The organism is Robbsia sp. KACC 23696 (assembly GCF_039852015.1).
Classification (GTDB): Bacteria; Pseudomonadota; Gammaproteobacteria; order Burkholderiales; family Burkholderiaceae; genus Robbsia.
The window spans coordinates 69,266-94,054 of the sequence record NZ_CP156628.1 but is presented as its reverse complement, the minus strand read 5'-3'; the positions used below and the strand labels follow the sequence as shown (position 1 = coordinate 94,054).

The 24,789-nt window shown below is 60.1% G+C and carries 18 protein-coding genes and 1 pseudogene; 13 read left to right on the top strand and 6 right to left on the bottom strand.

Annotated elements, in window-relative coordinates:
• Positions 1–344: 344 nt before the first annotated feature.
• A complete protein-coding gene (locus ABEG21_RS21820) occupies positions 345–554 on the top strand; it encodes a DUF3820 family protein (RefSeq protein WP_347558661.1) in 210 nt (69 codons plus the stop codon).
• 48 nt (positions 555–602) lie between these two features.
• Here the strand turns inward: ABEG21_RS21820 and ABEG21_RS21815 are convergent, their stop codons facing one another.
• Positions 603–1,826: a branched-chain amino acid ABC transporter substrate-binding protein gene (locus tag ABEG21_RS21815; RefSeq protein ID WP_347558660.1), complete on the bottom strand. Its 1,224-nt coding sequence runs from the start codon at positions 1,824–1,826 to the stop codon at positions 603–605.
• 485 nt (positions 1,827–2,311) lie between these two features.
• Between ABEG21_RS21815 and ABEG21_RS21810 the strand changes: the two genes are divergently transcribed.
• The 3 genes from ABEG21_RS21810 (at position 2,312) to ABEG21_RS21800 (ending at position 5,729) form a co-directional block, all read left to right on the top strand.
• Complete coding sequence (locus ABEG21_RS21810) at positions 2,312–3,076, top strand: 5-oxoprolinase subunit PxpA (protein WP_347558659.1); 765 nt, start codon at positions 2,312–2,314, stop codon at positions 3,074–3,076.
• Between the two features lie 58 nt (positions 3,077–3,134).
• Positions 3,135–3,641: an ureidoglycolate lyase gene (locus ABEG21_RS21805; RefSeq protein WP_347558658.1), complete on the top strand. Its 507-nt coding sequence runs from the start codon at positions 3,135–3,137 to the stop codon at positions 3,639–3,641.
• A gap of 63 nt (positions 3,642–3,704) precedes the next feature.
• The gene (locus ABEG21_RS21800; protein WP_347558657.1) at positions 3,705–5,729 is read left to right on the top strand and encodes a diguanylate cyclase; all 2,025 of its coding nucleotides are present in this window, start codon (positions 3,705–3,707) and stop codon (positions 5,727–5,729) included.
• Here the strand turns inward: ABEG21_RS21800 and ABEG21_RS21795 are convergent.
• From ABEG21_RS21795 to ABEG21_RS21785, 3 genes are all read right to left on the bottom strand, one after another.
• Positions 5,707–8,460, bottom strand: coding sequence for an AAA family ATPase (locus ABEG21_RS21795; protein WP_347558656.1), 2,754 nt, complete (start codon positions 8,458–8,460; stop codon positions 5,707–5,709). The genes ABEG21_RS21800 and ABEG21_RS21795 overlap by 23 nt on opposite strands.
• Entirely contained in the window at positions 8,460–9,857 is a 1,398-nt protein-coding gene (locus ABEG21_RS21790) for a DNA repair exonuclease (protein ID WP_347558655.1), read from the bottom strand. Before ABEG21_RS21790 ends, ABEG21_RS21795 begins: the two co-directional genes overlap by 1 nt.
• A 69-nt stretch (positions 9,858–9,926) precedes the next feature.
• Positions 9,927–11,540, bottom strand: a complete 1,614-nt coding sequence (locus ABEG21_RS21785) for a catalase (RefSeq protein WP_347558654.1) — start codon at positions 11,538–11,540, stop codon at positions 9,927–9,929.
• A gap of 351 nt (positions 11,541–11,891) precedes the next feature.
• On the opposite strand from ABEG21_RS21785, the gene ABEG21_RS21780 reads away from it, so the two are divergent.
• The 8 genes and pseudogenes from ABEG21_RS21780 to ABEG21_RS21745 all read left to right on the top strand — a co-directional run bounded on the left by ABEG21_RS21780 (position 11,892) and on the right by ABEG21_RS21745 (position 21,632).
• Positions 11,892–12,440 (top strand): GNAT family N-acetyltransferase, encoded by a 549-nt coding sequence (locus ABEG21_RS21780; RefSeq protein ID WP_347558653.1) that lies wholly within the window; start codon positions 11,892–11,894, stop codon positions 12,438–12,440.
• A gap of 367 nt (positions 12,441–12,807) precedes the next feature.
• Positions 12,808–14,556: a methyl-accepting chemotaxis protein gene (locus ABEG21_RS21775; RefSeq protein WP_347558652.1), complete on the top strand. Its 1,749-nt coding sequence runs from the start codon at positions 12,808–12,810 to the stop codon at positions 14,554–14,556.
• 380 nt (positions 14,557–14,936) lie between these two features.
• On the top strand, positions 14,937–15,200 hold the full coding sequence (locus ABEG21_RS21770; RefSeq protein WP_347558651.1) for a hypothetical protein: 264 nt from the start codon (positions 14,937–14,939) through the stop codon (positions 15,198–15,200).
• A gap of 504 nt (positions 15,201–15,704) precedes the next feature.
• Positions 15,705–16,973: an FUSC family protein gene (locus tag ABEG21_RS21765; protein WP_347558650.1), complete on the top strand. Its 1,269-nt coding sequence runs from the start codon at positions 15,705–15,707 to the stop codon at positions 16,971–16,973.
• A 205-nt stretch (positions 16,974–17,178) separates the two neighbouring features.
• A pseudogene (locus ABEG21_RS21760) lies at positions 17,179–17,465 on the top strand (transposase); the annotation flags it as partial.
• A gap of 598 nt (positions 17,466–18,063) precedes the next feature.
• Entirely contained in the window at positions 18,064–18,795 is a 732-nt protein-coding gene (locus ABEG21_RS21755) for a DUF4396 domain-containing protein (protein ID WP_347558649.1), read from the top strand.
• 39 nt (positions 18,796–18,834) lie between these two features.
• The gene (locus ABEG21_RS21750; protein WP_347558648.1) at positions 18,835–19,824 is read left to right on the top strand and encodes an SDR family oxidoreductase; all 990 of its coding nucleotides are present in this window, start codon (positions 18,835–18,837) and stop codon (positions 19,822–19,824) included.
• A gap of 44 nt (positions 19,825–19,868) precedes the next feature.
• On the top strand, positions 19,869–21,632 hold the full coding sequence (locus ABEG21_RS21745) for a glycoside hydrolase family 15 protein (RefSeq protein WP_347558647.1): 1,764 nt from the start codon (positions 19,869–19,871) through the stop codon (positions 21,630–21,632).
• A 26-nt stretch (positions 21,633–21,658) separates the two neighbouring features.
• Here the strand turns inward: ABEG21_RS21745 and ABEG21_RS21740 are convergent, their stop codons facing one another.
• Positions 21,659–22,741: a mechanosensitive ion channel family protein gene (locus tag ABEG21_RS21740; RefSeq protein WP_347558646.1), complete on the bottom strand. Its 1,083-nt coding sequence runs from the start codon at positions 22,739–22,741 to the stop codon at positions 21,659–21,661.
• Positions 22,742–22,823: 82 nt separating this feature from the next.
• Between ABEG21_RS21740 and ABEG21_RS21735 the strand changes: the two genes are divergently transcribed.
• Positions 22,824–24,134 (top strand): DUF2254 domain-containing protein, encoded by a 1,311-nt coding sequence (locus ABEG21_RS21735; RefSeq protein WP_347558645.1) that lies wholly within the window; start codon positions 22,824–22,826, stop codon positions 24,132–24,134.
• A gap of 323 nt (positions 24,135–24,457) precedes the next feature.
• Here ABEG21_RS21735 and ABEG21_RS21730 read toward each other — a convergent pair whose 3' ends face one another.
• Positions 24,458–24,775, bottom strand: coding sequence for a cytochrome-c oxidase (locus ABEG21_RS21730; protein WP_347558644.1), 318 nt, complete (start codon positions 24,773–24,775; stop codon positions 24,458–24,460).
• Between the last annotated feature and the right edge of the window lie 14 nt (positions 24,776–24,789).

Below are 24,789 nucleotides of genomic sequence, written 5' to 3'. Positions count from 1 at the left end.
CGATGTCCGTGATGCCTGCGGGACACGCCGAATGGGAACGGGATCGTCAGCGTCGCACCCTCAGTCTAGCGGCACGATCGGGGCGCGACAAACTGAAAGGCTGCCGGCCTTGCCGCGCCAGCGCACCGAGGGGCGCAAAGCGCGAGCCACGCCAGCGCACCGACGCCTGCGTCGCGTCATCGGTCATTATAGTCAGGCGCGCGCTATCCGCTTTCCACGCAGCGAACGCTTACCACGCCGACAAAGCGCATCAGCGGCGACGGCGGAACGCAGAAAAGGACGGTTGTGCGGGATGTCGGTGCAGCCGATAATGGCCGTTTCGACGGGACGGGAATGGCGGATTGATGGAACCAGAAGATCTGCAACGTCTGACGACGATGCGCATGCCGTTTGGCAAATACAAGGATCGCGTGTTGGCCGATCTGCCGGGAGCCTATCTGGCATGGTTTGCCCGTGAGGGTTTCCCGCCGGGGCAGATCGGCCATCTGCTGGCCTTGATGCACGAGATCGATCACAACAATCTGCGTGCGCTGTTGCAGCCCTTACGTCGCTGAGTCGGCAAGGGGCAGCGGTGACGCGCATTGCACGCGTCACCGCGACGATCACTCTTCCGAGGTGACGGTCTTCACCGCGACCCACTTGCCGCCTTCGACCTTGTACAGCGTGGTCTTCGCGTGCTGCAAGTCACCGTACTGATTGAACGTGATGTGGCCCAGGACGCTATCGAAGGAGAGTTTCGCGATGGCCGGTCCGAATACCTTCGGATCCGTCGAGTTCGCCGCCTTCATCCCTTCGATCGCAACCCATGTCGATTGATAAGCGAATACGGCATAGCCCACCGAGTCACCGTTGTACTTCGCGCGGAAGGCCGCCAGGAACTTTTGCCCTTCCGGCGTTTTATTGAGCTGCGCCCCTTGTTCGAAGGCATACATGCCTTCGGCGGCATCGCCGGCCAGACCGAGGAACTTCGCATTGGCAAAGCTTGCGCCTGCCATCAACGTGCCCTTATACCCCAATTGGCGGGCTTGCTTGACGAACATCGAGCCCTGCGGCGCCAGACCCGCGAAGAAGATCAAATCGGCACGCTTGCCTTTCATCGACGTCAAGACGGCGCGGAAGTCGACATCCTGGTCGCCGATATATTCATGCGCGACCATCGTGCCGCCATCGGCCTTGACCGCCTTCTCGAACTCGTCCGCGAGGCCTTGACCGTAGGCGGTACGGTCATCGACGACGGTGATGCGCTTCAGATGCAATTCCTTCACCGCGTAATCGGACGCTGCCGTTGCCACGGTGTTATCGGTGCCGTATGGACGATAGAGCAGTTTATAACCGTGCTTCGAGATGCCGGGATTGGATGCCGACGGCACGATTTCCGGAATGCCGGCCTTATCGTAGTAGGACGATGCAGCGATCGTCGGCCCCGAACCGTAGTGGCCCACGACAGCGACGACCTTCTGGTCCACCAGGCGATTCGCCCCTTGCACGGCAACCCGCGGATCGCCTTGATCGTCCTGCGCCAGCAATTCGAACTTGATCGTCTTACCGCCGATGACCAGATGTTGCGCATTCGCTTCGTCGAGCGCCAACTGCGCGCCCTGCTCCTGATCCTTGCCGTAGTTGGCCAGCGGCCCCGTCAACGGCCCGTTGTACCCGATCTTCACGGTTTCGGTACTTTGCGCGTGCGCGGCCAGGGGCAGCATCGTCGCACCCACGGTCGCCATCAGCGCGGCGATCAAGGTCTTACGCGCCCGTTGTTTCATGCCTGCGTGGCGCGTCGCCACATTCGTCGACTGACTACGATCCATCCAATCCCGTGCTTCCATTCCATACTCCAGACCAAAATTGATGAGCCAACGGCGAGGGGAGCGCCCACAGGGGCGCAAGGCGCACCACGCCGCCGTTCCGACGTTTCAGCGGCGCGGCGCGGTGCTGCCAGACCTTCCGAACGACGTTGCGGCGCGACGTCTGATCGGTGCGCCATTCGGAAGGTCCGTGTAAGACGATATGTGTCCAATATTCCCGCGACAACGATTGTCAAATTTTTAATGCAGTTAAAATCGCCTAAAATTGCTTTATCGGCAGCGAGTGCGCAGCACTCTGCTGCGATCTACCAAAACGGCAGATGCGCCGACAATGCCGTGGCAAGGTCCGCGTCAACGCGACGCAGCGGTGACCTGGCCCGCGATCGTCTGCGCGCCGGCACCCGAGAAGGAATTGATCAGGCGTTTCTATCAGAAAACGTAATTTGACTGATCAAAAAAAAGTCTACAGTGTGAGTTTTCCGGCATTTACCGAAGGACAACGCGTGATGAAGCAGATCGATATCAATTCCGATATGGGCGAAGGGTTTGGCATCTATCGTGTCGGCGACGACGAGGCCATGCTCGACATCGCGACCACCGCCAACCTCGCCTGCGGCTACCATGCCGGTGACCCGTCGATCATGACGGCCATGTGCCGCCTGGCAAAAACCAAGGGCGTCGCGATCGGCGCACACCCGGGCTACCCGGATTTGCTCGGTTTCGGGCGGCGCAATATGCCGTTCACGAAAGCGGAAACGATGGAGATGATCGCCTACCAGATCGGCGCCTGCGATGCGATCGCGAAGTCCGTCGGTTATCGCATGACCCATGTGAAAACGCATGGCGCCGTGGGTCACGTCATCGCCAATGATCCGGAGATGGCGGAGGCCTTCGTCCAGACGGTCCGCCGTATCAATCCGGAGCTGCGCATTTCGGTGATGTCCTGCACCTTGCTGGAAGATGCCGTGACCGCCGCCGGCTCGCCGATTCTGCGCGAGCTTTACGCCGATCGCGCGTATTTGGACGACGGCAAACTGATGCCGCGCAGTCGCGAAGGGTCGGTGATCCACGACGCCGAGGAAGGCGCCCGCCGCGCGGTCGCGATGCTCGAAGCCGGTGGCATCATCACCGAATCCGGTAAGGTCCTGCCGGTTGCCGCGGACTCCGTCTGTATCCACGGCGACACGCCCGGCGCGCTGGCGATGGCACGCGCGGTCAGAGCGCGCATCATCGAAGCCGGCTGGACAGTGCGGCCTTACACGGCGGCCTGATCATCGGCGTGCAACACGCTTTGTCCATTTTTATGTTTTTGTAAGACGGTCTCACCTCATGAAAACGCTTGAAGTACACCCGCTGACGCGTGATGCCTTCGCCCCCTTTGGCGACGTCATCGAGCTGGAAGGCGCGCGGCAGATTCCGATCAATCTTGGAACCACGATCCGCTTTCACGATCTGGCGAAAGTCGATGTCGAGGACGGCGGTGGCCGGACCGCCATCAATCTGTTTCGAGGCCAGCCGCGCACGCTGCCGTTCGAAATCAAGATGATGGAGCGCCATCCGCTGGGCAGCCAGGCTTTCATTCCCCTGACGGAAGCACGCTATCTCGTCGTCGTGGCGCCGGCCGGGACATTGGATCCGACGCAGATCCGCGCCTTTGTCAGCAATGGCTGGCAAGGCGTCAATTACGCGAAGGGCGTCTGGCATCACCCCTTGCTGGCACTACCGGGCACGACGGATTTCATTGTCGTCGACCGGGTTGGAGAAGGCCTGAATCTGAACGAAGAGGACCTCGAGGCGCCCTTTCTTGTAACCTTGCCGCAAGGCCGAACGGCGTAAATCCGGCGCACGGCGTATTTCGGGATAAACTGGGAAACAACCTCCTTCAGAGGCAGACCTGCGATGCCCGTTTCCGCCTACGCCACGCGTGCGCCGGCCTTGCCTGACGACGAGGCCCGCGTCGCGCTGCTACAACGCCTGAATCTGCTGGACACGCCCCCCGAGGAAACCTTCGATCGTGTGACGCGTCTGGCGTCGATCATCGCGGGCGTACCCATTGCGCTGGTGTCGTTAGTCGACCACGACCGGCAGTGGTTCAAATCGCGCGTCGGTCTAGAGGCACAGCAGACGCCGCGCGACATCGCATTCTGTCCGCACGCGATGCTCGGCACCGACCTCTTCATCGTCACCGATGCGGAAAACGACCCGCGCTTCCGCAATAATCCGCTCGTCACCGAGAATCCGCACATCCGCTTCTACGCGGGCATGCCGCTACGCTCGTCGCAGGGCCATGCCTTGGGCACGCTTTGTGTCATCGATACCCAAGTCCGTCAGTTGACGCCAGCGCAGGAAGACGCGCTACGCGATCTCGCCGCCATCGTCCGACGGGAACTGCTGCAACGGGAAGCCGCCGCGATGTCGCAGCGCATGCACCGTGACGATCGCCGGGCACTGGAGGAATCGATCGCCGCGCTGGAAGCCACTTTCGAACAGGCGGCCGTGGGGATGGTCGTCATGGGCATGGACGGCCGATTGCAGCGCTCGAATCAGCGCTTCGCCACGATGCTGGGCTATACGGCGGCGGAGTTGAAAGGCTGGCACTACAGCCGCATCATCGACCCCAGTGAAAGGGCGCGGACCGAGCGGGACATCGTCAGGATAGGCAGCGGCGAATTTTCGTCCTACACGCGGGAGCGCCGCTATCGTCGGCGCGACGGCGATTATCTCTGGGTCAATGTGACGGTGGCGCTGGCGCGGACTCCCGACCGGCAGCCCTTGCACTATATCGCCGTCATCGAGGACATCTCGGAACGCAAGCGCAGCGACGAGGCGTTGGCGGATTTACGCGCGGATCTGGAGGCGCGCGTGGTACGGCGCACGGCGGAACTGCAGGCCGTCAATACGGATCTCGCGCAGGTCGTGGAAGAACGGGACCGCACCATCGCGGCGCGGCGGCGCATCGAGGAAGCATTGCGATCCAGCCGGGAAACACTGCAAACGATCACCGACAACCTGCCGGTTCTGATCGGCGATATCGATCGGGATCTGCGCTACCGTTTCACCAACGCGACGTATGGCGACGTCTTCCACTGCGATGCCGCGGACTTGCACGGACGCCGCGTCGCCGACGTCGTCGGACCGGAGCGCATGGCGCGACTCGCGCCCTTGTTCGAGCGCGCCTTGGCCGGCGAGCGCGTGGTCAACGACAATGTCGTCTATGACGATGCGTCGGGCCGCATCTGGAGCGCGACCTATATTCCGCATCGGCAAAACGGGGAGGTCAACGGTTTCTACGTGGTCAGCTACGACGTCACCGAGCGCAAGCGCCTGGAATCGTCGCTGACCGAACAGGCCTTTCAGGATCCGCTGACCTTGCTGCCGAATCGCCGGTCACTGATGGCACACCTGAGCGAGGCAATGGCCGACAATGCGCCGATGGCGGTGCTCTTCCTCGACCTCGACGGCTTCAAACGCATCAACGATCTCTACGGCCATGAGAGCGGCGACGTCTTGCTGAAGCGCGTCGCCGACCGTCTGAAAGCCTCGGTGCGAACAACGGACATCGTGGCGCGGCTGGCCGGCGACGAATTCGTTCTCGTGCTGCACGGTGTGCTCGGCGAGCACTCGCTGTCGGCCGCCGATGCGCAACACGTGGCCGCGAGCGTGATCGTCGCCTTGAACCGCCCTTTCGATATCGGTATCCAGCAAGTCGGCGTCGGCGCCAGCATCGGCATCAGCTACTATCCAGGGCGGCCTTCCCGCCCCGTCTCGGCCAAAGGCGTGCTCAGTTGCGCGGATCTGGCGATGTACGAGGCGAAGGCCGCTGGCAAGAATGCCTATCGGCTCGCGAATGACGACTGCGTACTGGCGCATGCGCCGCGCAAGCAAAACGACGGCGTGCTGGTTATCCCAGCGTCCGAGGCGTAACGCCGAGATCGCGCCAGCGTTCCGGATGACAGGTAAAAAGCAGGATCTGATGCCGTGTGCCGGCATCGAACAACGCGCGTTTCATCTGCGCGAGGCGCGCCTCGTCGCTGTGCACGAGCGCATCGTCGAGCATCAACAAGGTCGGACGTCCCGCCTCCCGCAACAGGTCGGCGTAGGCGAGACGCGTCAGAATGCCCAGCTGCTCGCGTGCGCCGAAGCTCAACGCGTCGACATCGGCGCGCTCGTCCCGTTCCACCCGGCCCCCGCCGCCGACATCGCCATCGCCGTCGCTGCGCGATGGGCCCGTGCCATCGTATCGTTCGCGAACCAGCGTCATCGGCTGCATCTTCGCATCGAGCGTCAACGCGGCGCCGGGAAACAGCAAGGACAGATAGTGCTGCAGGTGTCGTTGCAATGGCGCCTGCAAGCGCTGGGTCAGCGCCTTCTGCTTGTCTCGCAATAGCGTGAGCAGATAGTCGAGCGCGGCGGCGCGACGCTGGAGATCGTCGCGCCGCCGCGCTGCCTCACCGAAAGCGCGCGCCACGTCCGCCGCCTGTTCGTCGAGACCTTGCGCGCCGGCCGCTTCCAGGGAGACCTCCAACTTCAACAGCGCCTTGCCTCGCGCATCGTGCTGTTGTTCGTGTTGCTCCGCGCTTCGTGCAAAACGCGCGATATCCTGCCGCAGAATATCGGGCCGTGCTTGCGCAATCGCTTGCTCCTGCCGTGCGATGCTGTCCTGCAAGGTCTGCGCTTGCGCCAAAGTATCGGTCAACTGTCGCGCTATCGCCGCCACGCGAGCTTCGCGGTCCGGCGCGTCCAAGGCGACCTGCGCACGCTCCCGTTCACGCTGCGCGGTGTCCAAGGCGGCATGCGCCTGTGCCGCCTGCAGTCGCGCGTCATGCCATTGTTGCGTCGCGCGATCCAGCTGCTGCCGCGCCTGTCCCTGCGCGGCGGCGGCGCGTTCCAGTTCCGCATCGTCCACCGCCGCCTCGACAGGCGCGTCGGTATCCGGGCTGCCTGTCGTCCCGGCGGGCGGCGTCTGAAGGCGTGCAGCCAGATCGCGTGCGGTCTGATACGTGTCACGCAGGGCCTCCACGCCTTTCGGCGCCAGCGCATCAAGCGACGCCGTTGCGGCCTGGAGGTCCGCCTGCGCGATGCGCGCCGCGTCGCGGCGTTGCCGTGCGGCGTCCAGATCGGCCAGATCATGGGTTGCCAGCAGCGCGTCGTGCTCGGCGCGCAAAGCGGCCTCGTCACGGCCCAAGGCCGCCAGATCGGTGCCACCCGGCACGATGTCGAGACGCCCGACCGTGGGGATATCGATCGTCATCTGTTCGAGCAAAAGGCGCTCGCCGTCGCCCTGGAGCGTCGTATCGCCCAGTTGCAGCGACGCGCCCGGATGCAAGGCAAAACGCACCCGCGTGGCAGCCACCTCGCGCCTGACGCGGAGGTCTCGCAACGCATCGTGCTGTTTCTCCAACGCTGCCAACACCTTGTCATCGAGCGTCAGTGCCGCCAACGCCGCCTGTCGATCGCGCACGCGCGCCTGCGCTGCCTCGGCATCGGCCAACTGACGCGACGCTTTCTCCGCCAGTGCGAGCGCATCGTTCAATTGCCGACGCCATTGCGCCCGCCGCACGCGGTGTTGCAGCAAGACGCCATCGCGACTCGCCTGCTCCATCGCGGCCTCGGCCTGCTCGCGACGCGCCGCGCTTTGTGCCAACGCGGCATCGGCGTCAGCGCGCTTTTGCGTCGCCGCGGCTTCCGCCACACGCCGTGCCTCGAACGCTGTCTGCTGCGCATCGAACGCCTCGCGCTGACCTCGCAATAGCGCAATCTGCGCATCGCATTGTCGCCACTGCCGCTGTGCGTCCTGCAACGTCTGTGTCAGCGCATCGATCTCGGCCAATGCCCGCTCGGCGTCGCGCTGCTGCGTTCGCAAGGCGCGCCACGGCTGCACGGCGCTGTCTTCCGCATGGGCACGCCGCAAGGCACTTAATTCGTCCACTTGCTGCCGATACTGCAGGATCTGCCGCGACAGTACGTCGCGTTGCTCCGCCCGCGTCTGATACTGCGCATTCGCCTCCGCAAAGGCGCCGCGCGGCGCACCGGTCGCAGGCGTGAGCAGCGCATTGCGCGCGGCCTCGACCTGTGCGGTTATCGCATCGGCGCCCGTGCTCGACAGCGCGTCCAGACTGTCGTGCAACACGCCTCGAAGATGATCGGTCGCGTACGTGATGGCATCGCGGAAGACCTGCCCGCTGCCTTGCTGTATCCACAGCAGGCCGGGAACGCCCCATTGCGGCGCGTCACTCGCGCCACGCGATGCGTAATGGAAGCCGAGCAGCTCGGCAAGCCGGTCCTCCGCCGCCGCGCCATCCAACGTTTCGATCGACGCCGTGCGGCCGCCGCCCGGGACGTCGTCGGCGGCACCGATGCTCAGCGTGCAGCGCTTCCGTTGCAGGAAGCGCTTGGAGAGCGCATAGCGGCGCCCATCCAACGTGAAATCGATATCGATCTCCGGCGCGGCCGCGCTATCGCCCCACGGCCGCAGATCCTCGACGCCGTTCGATCGATGACGCTCTAGAAAAGCAGCACGGATGGCGGCCACGACGGTGCTCTTACCCGCCTCGTTCGGGCCGCTGAACAGATTGATGCCACTGTCCAGGTCGCGCAACTCCAGCGCGCGCCGGAACTGTCGGACCTGCTCGATACGGATGCGTTGCAGTTTCATCACTGTGCTTTCCCGGTTGCGCCGGTGCGTGTATCGGTGCCGCTTTCGGCGCTCGGGTCGGGCTGCAGCAGGGCTGCGAGCAGGATCAAGGCATCGTGCGCGCATTCGGCCTGTTGCGGGTCGCTATCCTGCTGCGCGTCCTGCAGCGTGGCGATCACCTCGCCGAGATAACCGTCGGCACGCAGGGCAGCGATATCGTCGGGGGTCGGTTGCAGGCGCAGCCCGCGCATGTCCGCGCTGACACTCCGCGCTCGCCCTTGCGCCCGATCGAGCGCCTGTTGCAGACGCCGTTGTCCGGCGAGATCGGCCACGCCCTCCACCTTGTATTGCACGACATCCTGCGTCTGCAGTGTGGCGATGTCCTCTTGCAGCTTTTCCAGGTCGCTATCGACGTGAAGCGTCGCTGCAACGGTTCGCCAGCGATAGTGGGTGGTGCTCAACACTTCGACCGTCGGCGGCGGGCGTCGCTCGGTGCGGTCGGTGCGGTCGGTGCCGTCGGGGTTCTGCGCGGCACCGTCGATCGTCGATGTCGATGCTGGCCAGGTCAGCAATAGCACCTGGCCGGACTCGTTGGCACGGAACCGGTCGGTCTCCGGTGTCCCGCTGTACCAGGTCCGCGCATCGATGCGGCGCGTACCGTGCCAGTCACCCAAAGCCAGATAATCCAGATCCGCCTGATCGGCGCGGTTCGGCGCGATCGGATTGCTCGAATCGATATCGTCGGCCAGGATGCCCTGGACACTCCCGTGCGCGAGGCCGATGCGCCACCATCCGGATGGCGTATCGGCTTGCGCGAACCATTCGGTCAAATCGTGATGGGTGTGCCGTTGCGTCAATGGCGCCGGCAGGATCGCCAGACGCAGCGCGTCGACCCGATGGACACGCGGCGCCAGACAGAGATGGACGTTATCCGGCACGCAGCCCAGCCGTTGCGCGCGCGACCAGATCGACTCCGTCAATGCGGCATCGTGATTGCCCGGCAATAGAAACCAAGGCCCGGTGAAGGCGGCCAGGCTATGAAACAGACGATGGATCGTGCGATCGCTCAACCCTTGCGCGTCGAACACATCCCCTGCTACCAGCACCGCGTCGACGCGCGCTGCCTGTGCCTGCTGCGCGATGCGTTCGACCACTTGGAAACGCGCTTCCGCCAGCATGACCGCGTCTTCGGCCGGAAAGCTGTTGTACGGCTTGCCGATCTGCCAGTCCGCCGTGTGCAGCAGCCGTAAGCCGCGCCCGACGTCGGCCCGAACCTCTACCGACGCCGCAGGGGAAGCGGCCGAGACGCGCATCGCATCAGTCGCGGCGGGCGGCAGGGACATGTCCGCGTCGTGCTGAACAGCGGTATCGAAAAGATCGGGCGTCGCGGTGGGATCGGACGTATCAGACTTCGGCATGGGGTCCAAGGGGCGGCGGAGGGAACGGTAACGGTTGTCATGTTACCAGCCAAGCGCCCCACGATCACCCTAGCGGGCGCGCGTTGGCGTCTCGTCGAAACGCGCTTGGGTCAAGCCGAGCCGCTTCGACAGCCTCGCGCCGAATGCCGCGTCGGCTTGAGTGAAGTACGCGACCATGGTCTGTTTGGTCTTCATACTGCGCACTTGCCCGAGATCGCCGATTAAATTATCGATGAGCGCGGTTTTTTCGGCGCGACTCAGCGCACGATAGAAGTCGCCTGCTTGCTGAAAGTCAGCGGTTTTCTCGATTCCCACTTGTTGGCTGGTGCCGCGCAGCGGCGACGGATGCAAACGATATTGCGTATCGGCGCGCGTCACCGGCGCCGCGGCGCCTTCGTAATTGACGCGATGCGATGGCATCGGCGCCATCGACTCAGGACGCGCGGCCGACAGGGCCGTACCGCCTGCACCGCTGTTTCCGCCGCTGTTCATCGCACCATCGATATTGTAATCTGCCACCGGCGCGACGGGCCGATTGATCGGCAATTGCAAGGCATTCGTGCCTACCCGATGCAACTGCGTATCGGCATAAGAAAACAGCCGGCCCTGCAACAGGCGATCCTCGGACGGTTCAATTCCTGGCACCAGATTGGACGGTGCAAACGCGGCCTGCTCGGTTTCGTTGAAGACATTGTCCGGATTTCGGTTCAGCGTCATGACGCCCACCGTTAGATACGGCGCAATGCGGGCGGGCCAGATTTTCGTCGCATCGAGGGGGTCGAAGTCGAGCGCGGCAAAGTCCGCCGACTGCAGCGTCTGAATCTGCAGCTGCCACTGCGGGAAGCGACGCGCGTCGATATTCGCCAGCAGATCGAGCGTGAGGTAATTGAAATCCTTCGCGCGCGCCGCAGACGCGGACAACGGAGACGCGCGCTGCATGCTCTTCCAGTGGAATTTCACGTACCGCGTTTCACCCGCTGCGTTCACGAATTTATAGGCATGGACGCTGTCACCGTCCATCGCGCCGTACGATGCGGGCGTCCCGGCATCGCTATATAGCTGCGTCAGCATATGCGTCGACTCAGGATGCCGCGCAAAGAAATCGAAATACCGGTTCGGATCCTGCACATTTGTATCGGGTGCCGGCTTCAAGGAATGCACCATGTCGGGAAACTGCATCGCATCGCGGATAAAGAAGATCGGCAGATTATTGCCGACCAGATCCCAATTGCCCTCGCGGGTGTAGAACTTCGTCGCGAAACCGCGCGGATCGCGAAGATATTCAGGCGAGTCCTTGCTATGAATCACCGCCGAGAAGCGCACGAACACCGGTGTTTCCCGCCCCGGCGTGAACACCGACGCGCGGGTAAGCGCCGAGATATCGCGCGTGGCCACGAACACTCCATGCGCACCGGTACCACGCGCATGCACCACGCGTTCTGGAATGCGCTCCCGGTCGAAGCGTTGCAGCTTTTGAATCAGGTTCGCATCCTGCAATAAAACGGGGCCATCGGGACCGGCCGTCTGGGAATGGCGGTTCTCTCCTACCGGCGCCCCGTTGTCGCGGGTAAGGCGGGCCGGCGCGGATGCCGATCTCGGCAGGGAGTCGGCCTGAGCCGCGCCGATAAGCGATATCGATATCGCTGCAGCCACAAAGCGTCTCAGTGCGGGGGATGCATTCATTTTATCGTTCCTCTTGACAAGTGTGAATGCCTGCACCCTACCGGAGCCGGCAGCGTAAAACCTAATATGAAGTACTAATGAGTTTGATAGCCATAAACCATTGCTCCAGCCACCAATGAGACCGCTTGATCGGCTGGAAAGGCTGACGCCCGGTCACACCGCACTTCTATCTGGTGCGGTCTTACCGACGCTTCCGCGGACACCTCAGGGAAGCGGCTCCTGGCACGCCGGCGACACCGCCATTTTGAGACCACTGACCGGGGCCCTTATGCTCCAAGCCGCGCGTCAGGTGGCAACGTTATGCACCCTGCGCGTACAATTTGCGCATTACACAAAAAGGAGAGGTAGGCAATGAACCAGGAATGGGTGTTTCGTCTCGCCGAGCGCGCCGACACCGACGCCGTCGTCGCGCTGATGCAATCGGCCTATCGCGGCGAGTCCGGAAAACGGGGATGGACGACGGAGTCGGATCTTCTCGATGGTCAACGCACCGATGCCGCAGAGGTGTTATCCACGATCACCAATCCGGATAGCGTCGTCCTGCTTGCGTTCGAGCAAACGCCGGAAGGACTGCGGCTAGTGGGCACCTGCAACACCGCGCGGAACGCCAATGGCACGGCCGCCTATTTCGGCGCCTTCGCCGTATCCCCCGACTGCCAGGCCCGCGGCCTGGGCAAGCGGCTGCTGGAACAGGCCGAGCGGCATGCACACGAGACATGGGGGGCGGCCACGATGCGGCTATGCGTCGTGCATAGCCGCGAAGAACTAATCGCCTTTTATCTGCGGCGCGGTTATCGCGCCACCGGTGAGACCGAGCCTTTTCCTTACGGACAGCCGCGATTCGGCCTTCCGCGCGTGGAAAATCTGCAATTTGTATGGTTTTCTAAAACACTCGTTTGAATGATTTTATAAACACGCGTTTGAATAAAGCGAAGTAATCTACTAATCCCGCATTTTATTTGCCGCTTACCCTTCATTCGCCACGTATTGCGTCGTTAATCACGTTGCAACCGGCAGAAGGGCGCGGCGTCGTTATTGGGAAGTCAGAACGATGTCTTGGCAAGAAGCTTTGCCTTAGAGCACTTTGCGCTACTTCGGTCAGCCAGTTTTGTATTTCTTAAGATAGTCGGGCGATTATTCCTGCATTGCGCAAAAAACCGCTTGCCTACCTTCTACGCATTAACGCTGCAATCGGATCACTGCTCTCACGCACATTTTGAGCAGCACCTGGCAGCGATTTACGGCCGATTTTTCACCGAGAAGCGCAATGACACTTGCCAACATGTCGATAAAAAACAAGCTGATCGCCGGATTCGGCGTGATGGCCTTGCTTGTGATGATCGTATCCACGATGTCCTTGCGCGCGCTTGGATGGGCGACGGACGGCTTCTCGGGATTCGTCGACGGCGTCAATGCCCGCGCCGACGTCGCGAGCCAGTTCCGCACGGCGGTGGATCGCCGCGCGATCGCCGCACGCAATCTCGTGCTGGTCACGAAGCAGGATGACGTATCGCTCGAACGCGCAGCCGCCGAGCAAGCGCAGGGCGATGTCATGGCGCGCTTGAAGCAACTGGATGACATGGTCACCAAAGCCAATGACACCAGTGATAAAGCTAAGGCCTTGGTCGCTGAGATGAATCGCATCGAAGCGCTATATAGTCCGGTCGCGTTGAAGATCGTCGGTCTCGCCGTCGCCGGCAAGCACGAGGAAGCCGTCACGATGCTCGACGACGAGTGCCGGCCGCTGCTGGCTGCCCTGGTCGGTGCCACCGATGCCTATGCGACCTATACTCGCGAAGTCCAACGTGAGCGTGTCGCCGAATACGAGGCGCAGTTCGTCATTCAGCGTAATCTGCAGATCGCCTTGTCCCTGGCAGCCATCGCGCTGGCCACGCTGGCCTGCTGGTTTATCACGCGCTCTATCACCCGACCGATCGATCGTGCGGTACGCGTTGCTCAAACGGTTGCCGCTGGCGATCTGACAACGACGATCGTTGCCACCTCGACCGATGAAACCGGTGTGCTCCTGCGCGCCTTGGGAGAGATGAACGATCATCTGCGCGACACCGTGGGCCGGGTCCGCAACAGCGCCAACTCGATCGGCACGGCGACGCGCGAAATCGCCGCCGGCAATCACGACTTGAGCGTGCGGACCGAAGAACAGGCGGCCTCGCTCGAGGAAACGGCCGCAAGCATGGATCAGCTGACGCACGTGGTCCAACAAAACGCGGAAAACGCCCAGCAAGCAACGTCGCTTGCCAGCACGGCATCGGAAATCGCCACCAAGGGCGGCGATCTCGTCGATCGGATGGTCCAGACGATGCAGGACATCGAGCGCAGCTCCGCCAAAATCGCCGATATCACCGGCATGATTGAAGGCATCGCGTTCCAGACGAACATCCTGGCGCTCAATGCGGCCGTGGAAGCGGCGCGCGCCGGCGAAGAGGGACGCGGCTTTGCCGTGGTGGCCGGCGAAGTGCGGAATCTCGCGCAGCGTTCGGCGTCGGCGGCGAAGGAAATCAAGGAACTGATCTCGACCTCGGTCGTGCAGGTCCAGCAGGGCTCGTCCCTGGTGGGCGAAGCCGGCGGCACGATGCATGAAGTGCAACAGGCGATCGGCCGCGTCAGCGTGCTGATGGCCGACATCGCCGCCGCGTCCGGCGAGCAGGGACGTGGCATCGAACAGGTCAATGAAGCGGTCTCGGTCATGGATCAGGTCACGCAACAGAACGCAGCCTTGGTCGAAGAAGCGGCCGCGGCGTCGGAGTCCCTCAAACAGCAGGGCCGTGAACTGACCGATGCGGTCGCGTTCTTTATCGTCGAAGCGGGTCAACGTTCGATGGACGCCGTTGGTACGCATGACGGCGGCACGCATCGCGAGCCGCCGGCACGTCCGCGCAAGCCCGCCCGCGGCGCACCGCGTGCGCGGCCGGCATCGACGCCGACGCGCTTCCCCAGTCCCGCCGGTGCACCTGCAATGGCGCGGGTCAGCCAGGAGCAATGGTCGACGTTCTAATCGACGTCATTCGCCTGAGCGCATAAGCATTCCCCCGTTTAACCGCCGCCCATCGCGGCGGTTTTTTTAGGCGCAAAACGGCGTTACGACTGCTCCTTTTGCGTCGACCCGGTCAAAATTGCTTCTTCCGCGCATCCCCGTGTCCCTTTGTCACGCAAAAATAACCGATCTTCATCGCACGTCGATTTGTTAAAAAAAAATCCTCAAGTTCTTCTCAAGCGCGCCGTTTACCCAATTGTCGACATAGGACCAATGGCCAATCCGATGTAAAGCGGATGATCCATTCCGACTCACAATCAATCGCCCGGGGATTGACGATGCTCAGACAACAACTTTATGTATGGATGCGTGACAAACTTTTCGCGAAGCAATACGCGGAAATGAACGCACTGTATGGCAACAGCGCGATGCCGGCCGGCCCGAACGTGCCCCGCCGTGTGCCGCTCGCGCAGGCTCCGGGAGCGTGGAGCGCCGCCGGCGTCACCGACAGCTTGGCTGCGGCGACCGCCAGCGTCACCGATACGATCGTCGCGGCGACGGAAGCAGCAACGGGCGCAGTGGCTGCGTCGGTCAATGCCGTGTCCGCAGCGGCGGCCGTATCGCCGGTCGTGGTCGACTCGATCGCCACGTCCGCGCACATCTGAATAGGTCGCATCGGGTTCGCGCCTGATTCTGGATTTCTTCTAGACGGCGCGCCCCCTGTGTTTTACCCGCTGGTGATCCTTGCTCAGCGGCGTTTCGACGTTCAGCCTCCTTGCGCGGCTTTTCCGTTGTAATTCCCCCTCGATTCGGACCGTCCGCCGCGCTGCTCGCGCGCCGATTGCACCGAACAATATTGATCACGCTACGATCAGACTTATCGGCCGATCATGGGACGCTGGCGCATTCGGTGCGCTTGACCGTACAATGCCGGCCGCGACGTGTTGATTCGCCACGCCTTTTCTGCGTATCCGCAGTGGCCGGCGAATCGCGCGCCGCCGCGCCGTCGATGACGTGCGTAGCGAAATACAGACATGCTCCGCTGGCGCGCGCGGTTGGTGATCCCGACCATGCGCGCCGATGGGGCGCTTCGACACCCGGGGCTTACGCCTCAGAAAGGCAGGTCGTCGCCACAAGCGACGCCCTGTCCTGGTCTGGAATCATCGATCATGATCAACGCCGCAGCCATTGGCACGCTACGACACGTACGCGCCGACCAACTGAACAGCACACCCGCACTCGCCCATTTGCGCTACGGCCTCGTCAGCGTCACCGCTGCCGTCGCAACCGCCGCCTTGACCGTCCCCACACTGCATCAACTCGCGCTGCCGATTCCGATGGCCGGCGTGGCCGTCTTGTTCGGCATGATCTGCCCTTTGTTCCTGCGCGACAGCACACGTCATGGCGCCGGTGGACATGACCACAAAGCGCGGTGGTGGCAGACCTTATTCCTGCTATACGGCACCGTATGCCTGTCCTGGCTGGCGGGTGCGCTATTGAGTCATTCGGTCCTGACCGCCGGTATCGGCTTCCTCGCGATCTTCTTTGTCGGGCTTCTGCTTCAGGGTTGGGGCCCGCGCGCGGTGGGCGCCGCATTAAACGCCTTGGTGGCCTATTACCTCGGCATTTACCTACAGCCGAGCTTGAACCATACGGGCCTGGCACTGTTGTTATCGGTGGTCGGACTTGCCGTCGTGGTGCTGACCTGTCGCGTGGTGTGGCCCATCGCAGCGCCCGATGCGGCATCGGCGCTGCCCTCGACTGGCAGCGCTTCATCCTCTGGTCAAACCAACGAAGCGCGCGGTGCGAGCGCATTGTCCGCGGCGCGGTGGCAGGAGATGCGGGCCTCGCTATGCTGGTCGCCGGCATTACGGGGCATGGGCGCCGCGGTGTTGGCGATTGCCGTCGGTCACTCACTATCGCCCGAGCGCTGGTGCTGGGCGGTGATCAGTGTCTTCGTCGTGTTCATGGGCACGCGCTCCCCTACCGACGCGCTGCGTCGCGGCCTGCAACGCCTGGGCGGCACCGTTGCGGGTGTCATGGTCAGCGGGCTGCTGATCATGTGTATCGGGCACTCGCTGTGGTTCGATTGCTTGCTGATGGCACTGTGCGTGGCCGGGTGGGCGTATCATATCCTCCACGCCTATGCGCGCGGGGTATTCTTCATCACGATCCTGGTGGCGCTGGTGTATGCCGCGCTCGGGTTCTCGTTGACGCCGTTATTGGAAGTACGCTTGCTCGAAGTCATCGCCGGATGTTTGTGCGCGTTCGCGACGGCATTGATTCCGGTTCCAGCAGCGTGGATGCATGGCGGGAGCAAGGGCGTGGCGGCTTCCCCGGTCGCGGAAAAAGTGGACCTGGCGGAAGCGCTAGCCGAAGCGACATCGGACGAAGGCGGTATAGAGCCGTCACGCCCGGGGTTTGTGCCGGTGGATTGATTGGAAAGGGGACTGTCAGAAATGTTGTGTGTGAGGCTACCATTATGGAAATGGAGCCGTTATGCCACGCAAACCTAAGACACCGCCACGCGAACTGCCATCAATCCCTAAAGACCTGATCGACCAATTGGCTTCAGGTCCGATGACGGCAGGTTCCATCGAAGACCTGTCTGCTGCCTTGAAGAAGGCCCTCATCGAGCGTGCCTTGGGCGCAGCATGGCGACGAGGGTGGGAACGTGTCACTCCCTTCTTCACGTTCCAGACGGCGGTGTGCAAGGTGATTTACACGACGAACGCGTTGGAGACCGTGAATGCGGGCCTCCGCAAGATCATTCGCACGCGCGGCCACTTCCCGAGCGATGAGGCCGCAACCAAACTGCTATGGTCGTGTTGCGCAACATCACGGCGGGCTGGACGCGTGCCGCGCAAGACTGGAAAGCAGCCATGAATCAATTCGAGATACTGTACGAGGAGCGCTTCATGCATCCCTAAGACTGAGATATCCTCAAATTCCGCCGAGCATCCCAGGCGGCATTTCTGTTCCATCCCTGCCAATTGCTACTTGATTCGACAGTGTCCTGCAAAAAAAGAGCTTTTAGAGCCTTTCGATCCCCCTGTTGACTGCGCTCGGCATGGCCGGATGACTCGAGGAAATGTTTGCAATGCGCTATGTTGCTTGAAAAATGAATTGTACCGACGCATGCGCCAAACATACCATGCGCGGCTAGGCGCACACCCCATCCCGTGGTTGCGTAAGGTAGACGACATCTGCGACGAATCACCAGATTACAGAAAGCGAAACGCCACCGAAATCGGTGGCGTCTCTTCGACCTAAAGGCCGTATTGTTAGCTCCTCCCAAGCCTCCCCACTTAACGGCGCAATTCTGCCAGCCACCACTTGCCGCACAAACCCGAAGATACCCTAGATGCATGGCTTGAAATTTTTCATTCGCCATACATTTTTCACATGCATGCGTAACTCCGAACTGGTCCCTGGCAGTTGTGCTTTAACTGTACATCTTCGCTCCCTGGCATGTAGTTTGCTCTCCTATTCGGTCCAGATCAGGCGAAAACATCCCCTTCGGAAAATATGGCAAACAGCGAACTAGAGCACATCTCGATTATTTACATTGCTGTAAGCATTTTTTGCGCTCTTGTTACACTCGTCGATATTTTCAAAATCGGGCGGCGGCAAGCGATGGGCATCATGGATGCCGTGTGGCCACTGACAATGCTTTACTGGGGTCCGATCGGCCTCGTAGCCTATGCGTGGTTTGGCCGTACCAAAAAACCTGTCAAGGCTGCCGCGCACCAAAAATCGTCGCCGCCCCACCACCACCACCATGAACACACCTCCGGCATGTCACATGGGCAGGCAGGAAAGCCAATGTGGCAAGCCACTTTTGTCGGCGCCAGTCACTGCGGAGCAGGCTGCGCCCTGGGAGATTTTATCGGCGACTGGTTCGCCTTTGGTATCGGTCTGACAATCTTTGGCTCCGCGCTTGGTGGCACCTATCTCTTCGCATTTCTCTCTGCGTATTTGTTCGGGATTCTATTTCAATACTTCTCTGTCGCGCCGATGCAAGGGCTTAAGCTTAAAGCAGGGTTGATCGCGGCCGTCAAGATTGACACGCTATCCCTACTTGCTTACGAGATCGGCATGTTCGCATGGATGGGCTTTCGCGCCTGGCGCTTCCCAGATCTGCGGCCGGATCAGTGGTCTTATTGGTTCATGATGCAAATTGCGATGATCATCGGCTTTGCCACAACCTACCCGTTGAACTGGTGGCTCATTCGAAAAGGTATCAAAGAAAAAATGTGATGTGCGCAGCCCACGCGATGGTCTAACCAGGAATGAATCATGGCTAAAGTTGCAGTGATAACAGGCGCAGGAGCAGGCGTTGGTCGAGCAACCGCCGAGGAATTTGCACGGCAAGGCTATAACCTCGCGCTGCTCTCACGCAATAAAGACCGACTTAACAAAGCAGTCGACGAGTTGGAAAGCTGCTACGGCATCCGCGCACTCGCCATTCCGACGGATGTGGCCGATGCGAAAGCGGTAGAGCGAGCTGCTAGTGCCACCGAGGATGAATTGGGTCCGATAGACGTATGGGTCAACGTCGCGATGGCCACGGTTTTCGCGCCGGTGTCCGAGCTAACCCCGGAAGAGTTCGAGCGCGGCACACAAGTGACCTACTTAGGGCAAGTGCATGGCACGATGTCTGCTCTGTCACGCATGCGCAAGCGTAATCGCGGCACCATCGTCAACGTCGGATCCGCACTGGGTTATCGTTCAGTACCCCTGCAATCGATCTATTGCGGCGCTAAATTTGCGATCCGCGGTTTTACCGCCGCTCTGCGTTCGGAAATCATTCACGACAAGTTGAAAGTGCATTTGACGATGGTAGACCTACCCGCCGTCAATACGCCGCAATTTGACTGGGCCAAGAACAAAATGGGCAAACGGGCGAAGCCCGTCGCGCCGATCTATCAACCGGAAGTGCCAGCACGCGCTATTTTCTTTGCCGCAACGCATAAACGTCGCGAAGTGTGGGTCGGTTTTCCCACGGTGCGTGCCATTCTCGCGAATCGCATCGCGCCGGGTCTAATCGATAAATACCTCGCAACAGCCGGGTATAAAGGCCAGTTGAGTCAAGAGGCGCTCCCAGTGAATGCACCAGCAAATCTTTTCCAGTCAGTGTCCGGTCCGTATGGCGCACACGGGCGTTTTGATACAAAGTCAAGAACGGGCAGTTGGGAAATGTTCACTGATCGTCACAAGTCCGTTCTATTGGCAGTGGTTGGGGTAAGCATTCTCGGCATCGCTCGCTTGGCGTTTGGAAAGAAGTAATACCTATTCACCCTGTTTCGCGTCAATCGAACTTAGGATAATCAATGAGCGCTCGCATCGAAGATTATGCGTTGTTGGGCGATGGCGAAACAGCTGCACTGCTGCATCGCAATGGCTCGATCGATTGGCTTTGCTGGCCAAGGTTCGATGATGATGCGTGCTTTGCAGCACTTCTAGGGTCGAACGAAAATGGGCACTGGAGCTTGCGGCCGGTCGGGCAAGTCTTGAACATCAATAGACGGTATCAGTTGGATACGCTGATCGTCGAAACGGATTTCGAACTTGCCGAAGGAACGGTACGAATCATCGATTTCATGCCCCCTCGAGCCGATTACTCATCCATCGTTCGAATAGTCGTAGGGTTACGAGGAACAGTGGAGATGCGCTCAACGCTTCGTTTGCGTTTTGACTATGGCGCGCTCTCTCCTTGGGCACGGGAATGCGGCTTAGGAATAACTGCCACAGTAGGACCCAACACGGTGGCTTTCCACGCACCCGTAGCGGTGCATAGCCATAGCGACGCCACGTATGCGGATCTCACCATTTCCAGAGACGATCGCTTCGCGTTCGTGTTGCGCTATGGACCAGCCAACGAGAGCCCTCCGCCAAATATCAACGCTGAGGCGGCATTGCGAGCAACTCAGGACTATTGGCAGGGTTGGATCGCCAAATTTGACAATACCAAAAGCGATTGGCCTGCGGCAGTCAGACGCTCGTTGATCGTGTTGAAGGCAATGATTCATCAAAAAACAGGGGGGCTCGTCGCTGCACCCACGACGTCCCTCCCGGAAATGCCAGGTGGCGACATGAACTGGGACTACCGGTATTGCTGGCTGCGCGATGCCAGTTTCACCATGGGTGCTTTGATTGCGTCTGGCTTTCATGTAGAAGCCGAGGCTTGGAAAACCTGGTTGCTTCGCGCTATCGCCGGCGCGCCAGATAAAATAAGGATCATGTACCGCGTTGATGGGGCGCGCCACTTAAACGAATGGACGGTGGACGCACTCGACGGCTACCGGTCTTCGCTACCGGTCAGAATCGGCAACGCTGCATCGACACAACACCAAGTGGACGTCGTTGGTGAGGTGTTGAATTGTCTGTATCTAGCACGCGAAGGGGGGCTCTCGGCGTCCACGGCGGAGCGAGACATCGAACGACAGCTCGTTGAACATATCGAAGCGATCTGGCAAACAAAAGGCTCCGGCATATGGGAGGCGCGAAGTATGCCGCGCCATTACACCTACTCAAAGGTTATGGCATGGGTCGGCGTTGACCGGGTCCTTCGCGGCGCTCAGGCAGACTCGCACGGACACGAAACGATTGCACGACTTGAGCATCTCCGTCAAACCATCCATGACGATGTTTGCGAAAACGGATGGAATGCGGGCTTGGGATGTTTTACACAGTACTACGGCGGCCAGTGCATTGATGCGAGCCTGCTTTTATTACCCGTTGTCGACTTCCTGCCGGCCGATGACCCCAGAATCGCATCTACGATATCCGTAATTCAACGCGAGTTATCCGAAGACGGACTTATTAGACGCAACAAAGCGCTTGTCGATGGGCCAAACGAAGGGACCTTTCTTGCCTGCTCGTGCTGGATGGCCGACTGCTTATATCTCCAAGGAAAAACGGCCGAGGCAGGCGCCCAATTCGAACGCGTCCTTTCGGTTGCCAATGACCTCGGCCTACTTTCTGAACAGTACAACGTTCCAGGTGCGCACTTGTCCGGCAATTTCCCACAAGCATTGACACATCTTGCCATCGTGAATACCGCTTCACGCCTGAGTGCGCCACGTGTGCTCTGAGCTCGGCATCACTTTGCGCGCAGCACTCAAGCTGCTTCTGGTATTGCCTCTTCCGCTATTGGCTGAACCACATGAACGGTCCGTGTGGGGAAGGCAAATTCAATATTCCGCTTGCCTAGCTCCTCCATCAACTCAAGGTTCACCGCTTGCTGAATGTCCATATAGAGGTTGTAACTCGGGTCGGTGACGTAATACACCGCCTCAAAATCCAACGAACTGTCACCAAACTGCTTGAAGTGCGCCCGGTCAAATCGGGTGTTTCCTGCGGATTCAATGGCGCTTTTTACGATGCTCGGTACTTCCCGAAGCTGCCCAGGTGTCGCGTCGTACGTTACACCGAATCCGAACAAGATCCGTCTTTCCGCCATGCGCTTATAATTGTGGATAATGTTTTTAAGAAGTTCTGTATTGCTACAGACAATTTCTTCACCACTCAAACTTCGAATACGCGTGGTTTTAAGGCCGATCTGCTCCACGCTACCCGCGACGTCTCCGAACACGACGAAATCACCAATCTCAAAAGGCTTATCCAAACCGATGGCCGCGGACGCGAAAACATCGCTGAGAATACTTTGCACAGCCAGCGCGATCGCAATACCCCCGACACCAAGACTGGCCACGAAGGCGGTAATATTCACTCCCATGTTAGCAAGGACGTCCAACAACAGGACAGCCCATAGCAGCGCCCGCAATAGCCACGAGATCATGGTCGTAATAACGGGATTGTGAGCGGCAGGCCCGGTCCCTGTTAGCCTGGAAGCTGTCCAGACACTCACAGCCCGGTTGATCCAAATGGCAATCTGTAGACCAATCACGAGGAACCAAAGATGGCTGATACGTACATCCCACTTTGGCCCTACCTCCAGAAACTTCGCGCCAATCAAAATGGCAGCGATCAGTAGCGTGAAGCGATGCGTGCGCTTTATTACCGCAATGACAACATCGTCAACCTGCGTTGTCGTTTTCGCAGCAAAAATCTCCAGGCGTTTGATAATGAAGCCCAGCGCCGCAACCAACACGACGTAGCTCACGATCGCTGCGACACAGGCATAAAGCCAATCCAAAGCAGAAATTCCTAAAAGCGTATTAATTGTTAACCAGTTCAGCATCCAATATCGTCGAATTTCGGTTCGCAGTAGCGGTCAAGGATAACAGCATCGCTTTTCAGCTTGGAGTTTGCAAAGATAGCGTATGAGCCACCTGTCGCGTCGAAGGTTCCAAGCCAACCAACAACTCAACAAAGAAACCGCAATGTACGCAAAATGGCAGTGGGTCTTACGTCGAATCAGCAAACGGATTTGGTTCAGAGCCAGCCTATTCTCGGTGCTGGGCATCGTGTCCGCCCTCGCATCGCTGACGCTTCGTCAATATATGCCGGATACGCTTTCCACGAAGATCGGTGCAGATGCTGTGGATAACATCCTCGGCATCATCGCGTCCAGCATGTTGGCCGTCACCACGTTCTCGTTGAGTACGATGGTATCCGCGTATGGGTCTGCCACGAACACGGTGACACCGAGAGCGACCTCGCTGCTGGTGGAAGACAGCACGACGCAGAACGCCTTGTCGACTTTCATAGGATCCTTTCTCTTCAGCTTGGTCGGGATCATTGCGCTAAGCACCGGTGCCTACGGAAACAAGGGTCGCCTGATCTTGTTCGTCGTCACTATCGGCGTGATCGCGGTCATTGTCTATACGCTATTGCGTTGGATTGATCATCTTGCCCGCCTAGGTCGGCTGGGCGAAACGACAGATCGCGTAGAAGAAGCGACGCTACGCGCCATAGCGGAAAGAAAAGAGCGCCCCTACCTCGGCGGCCAACCATTCCCTGTCAACGGCGTCTTGCCGATGGCTGTGCGTCATATTTACCCGGTTGACATCGGCTATGTGCAGCACATCGATATGCCAGCCCTTGCGAGATTATCTGAAAACCCTGAGAGCCGAATCTATCTGCATGCTGTGCCCGGCACGTTCGCGGAACACACCATGCCGTTGGCCTCGGTGATCGCTGTCGATGAGGATGACGACGGCGGGGTGAGAGCGGCGTTTTCTATCGGCGTTCGGCGTTCCTACGAACAAGATCCTCGCTTCGGTATATCCGTGCTCACGGAAATCGCATCCCGCGCGCTCTCTCCTGCGGTGAATGATCCCGGGACTGCTATTGATATTATTGGGCGCGGCATCCGCGTGTTTTCCGCGTTTGCCGACACACACCCAACCGAGGTCCAAGATGAACACGATTGCTCGCGTGTTTTTGTGCATGGCCTAAACGTGCAGGACATGTTCGATGACTTTTTTATGCCTATTGGCCGTGATGGTGCCGCAATGGTCGAAGTAGGTGTCCGAATGCAAAAGGCATTGGCCGCCTTGTCAAGAATCGATTCACCCGGCTTCGCGACGGCCGCTCAAAGACATTCGACCCTCGCGCTCAAACGCGCTGGAGCGGCATTAGCGATCGAAGAAGATTTGCAGCGACTGCGCATACTCTCCCTACAAATCTAGGAAAGCTCTTGGGATATTCACCTCCGTTGATGTGCCTCGTAAGGAAAGGTACGCTCAGGTGCCATATGGCGCTTCCCTCTAGGCCGTCAATCGAGAATTCGTTGCCTAGCTAGACGACTCCTCATTTTGCTCGGGACCAGAGCCAGCTAGTTTTTCCGCGATCTGCTTCGGAAAAAGCTAGATGCCGCATACCAATCTCGACAACCGAGGCTCTCGGAGCAGTGACGTTTCTCATTTCTTCTCCTCACGGTCAAGGCATCGTTACTACGCGCCGAGTGCGGGCCGCACCTATCCGATCCACTTTGAGCCATCAGGATCCGCGCTCACATTCGCTCTGCCAGGCTACCCATGATCCAGATCGTCCCGCCGACCATAATGGTCAACAACAGAGCAGAAAACAAGATCAGCTGCAGATCTTCCCGTTTTCGGTGGAAACCGATATGTAGAAAGCAACGAAAGTGAACTATGACTTGAGCGAGTGCTACAGCGCCGATAATGCCGAGCCTTGAGAGGTGCGCAACCCCAAGCCGCTGCCACGGAGCAAACGCAGCAAGGGTGAATACGAGCGCAATCCCGGCTCCCCAAGTATAGGTTCTGAGCTCGGTACGTTCCTGTTGCTCGGCTTCGGCCCCGTTCTTCATTCTCCCGCTAGACC

Excerpts from the sequence above, each read along its gene's own strand:
- ABEG21_RS21765 (WP_347558650.1), top strand. The coding sequence starts at position 15,705 with ATGATCAACGCCGCAGCCATTGGCACGCTACGACACGTACGCGCCGAC.
- ABEG21_RS21775 (WP_347558652.1), top strand. The coding sequence starts at position 12,808 with ATGACACTTGCCAACATGTCGATAAAAAACAAGCTGATCGCCGGATTC.
- ABEG21_RS21770 (WP_347558651.1), top strand. The coding sequence starts at position 14,937 with ATGAACGCACTGTATGGCAACAGCGCGATGCCGGCCGGCCCGAACGTG.
- ABEG21_RS21800 (WP_347558657.1), top strand. The coding sequence starts at position 3,705 with ATGCCCGTTTCCGCCTACGCCACGCGTGCGCCGGCCTTGCCTGACGAC.
- ABEG21_RS21805 (WP_347558658.1), top strand. The coding sequence starts at position 3,135 with ATGAAAACGCTTGAAGTACACCCGCTGACGCGTGATGCCTTCGCCCCC.
- ABEG21_RS21810 (WP_347558659.1), top strand. The coding sequence starts at position 2,312 with ATGAAGCAGATCGATATCAATTCCGATATGGGCGAAGGGTTTGGCATC.
- ABEG21_RS21780 (WP_347558653.1), top strand. The coding sequence starts at position 11,892 with ATGAACCAGGAATGGGTGTTTCGTCTCGCCGAGCGCGCCGACACCGAC.
- ABEG21_RS21735 (WP_347558645.1), top strand. The coding sequence starts at position 22,824 with ATGAGCCACCTGTCGCGTCGAAGGTTCCAAGCCAACCAACAACTCAAC.
- ABEG21_RS21795 (WP_347558656.1), bottom strand. The coding sequence starts at position 8,460 with ATGAAACTGCAACGCATCCGTATCGAGCAGGTCCGACAGTTCCGGCGC.
- ABEG21_RS21750 (WP_347558648.1), top strand. The coding sequence starts at position 18,835 with ATGGCTAAAGTTGCAGTGATAACAGGCGCAGGAGCAGGCGTTGGTCGA.
- ABEG21_RS21815 (WP_347558660.1), bottom strand. The coding sequence starts at position 1,826 with ATGGAAGCACGGGATTGGATGGATCGTAGTCAGTCGACGAATGTGGCG.
- ABEG21_RS21820 (WP_347558661.1), top strand. The coding sequence starts at position 345 with ATGGAACCAGAAGATCTGCAACGTCTGACGACGATGCGCATGCCGTTT.
- ABEG21_RS21745 (WP_347558647.1), top strand. The coding sequence starts at position 19,869 with ATGAGCGCTCGCATCGAAGATTATGCGTTGTTGGGCGATGGCGAAACA.
- ABEG21_RS21755 (WP_347558649.1), top strand. The coding sequence starts at position 18,064 with ATGGCAAACAGCGAACTAGAGCACATCTCGATTATTTACATTGCTGTA.
- ABEG21_RS21740 (WP_347558646.1), bottom strand. The coding sequence starts at position 22,741 with ATGCTGAACTGGTTAACAATTAATACGCTTTTAGGAATTTCTGCTTTG.
- ABEG21_RS21785 (WP_347558654.1), bottom strand. The coding sequence starts at position 11,540 with ATGAATGCATCCCCCGCACTGAGACGCTTTGTGGCTGCAGCGATATCG.
- ABEG21_RS21730 (WP_347558644.1), bottom strand. The coding sequence starts at position 24,775 with ATGAAGAACGGGGCCGAAGCCGAGCAACAGGAACGTACCGAGCTCAGA.
- ABEG21_RS21790 (WP_347558655.1), bottom strand. The coding sequence starts at position 9,857 with ATGCCGAAGTCTGATACGTCCGATCCCACCGCGACGCCCGATCTTTTC.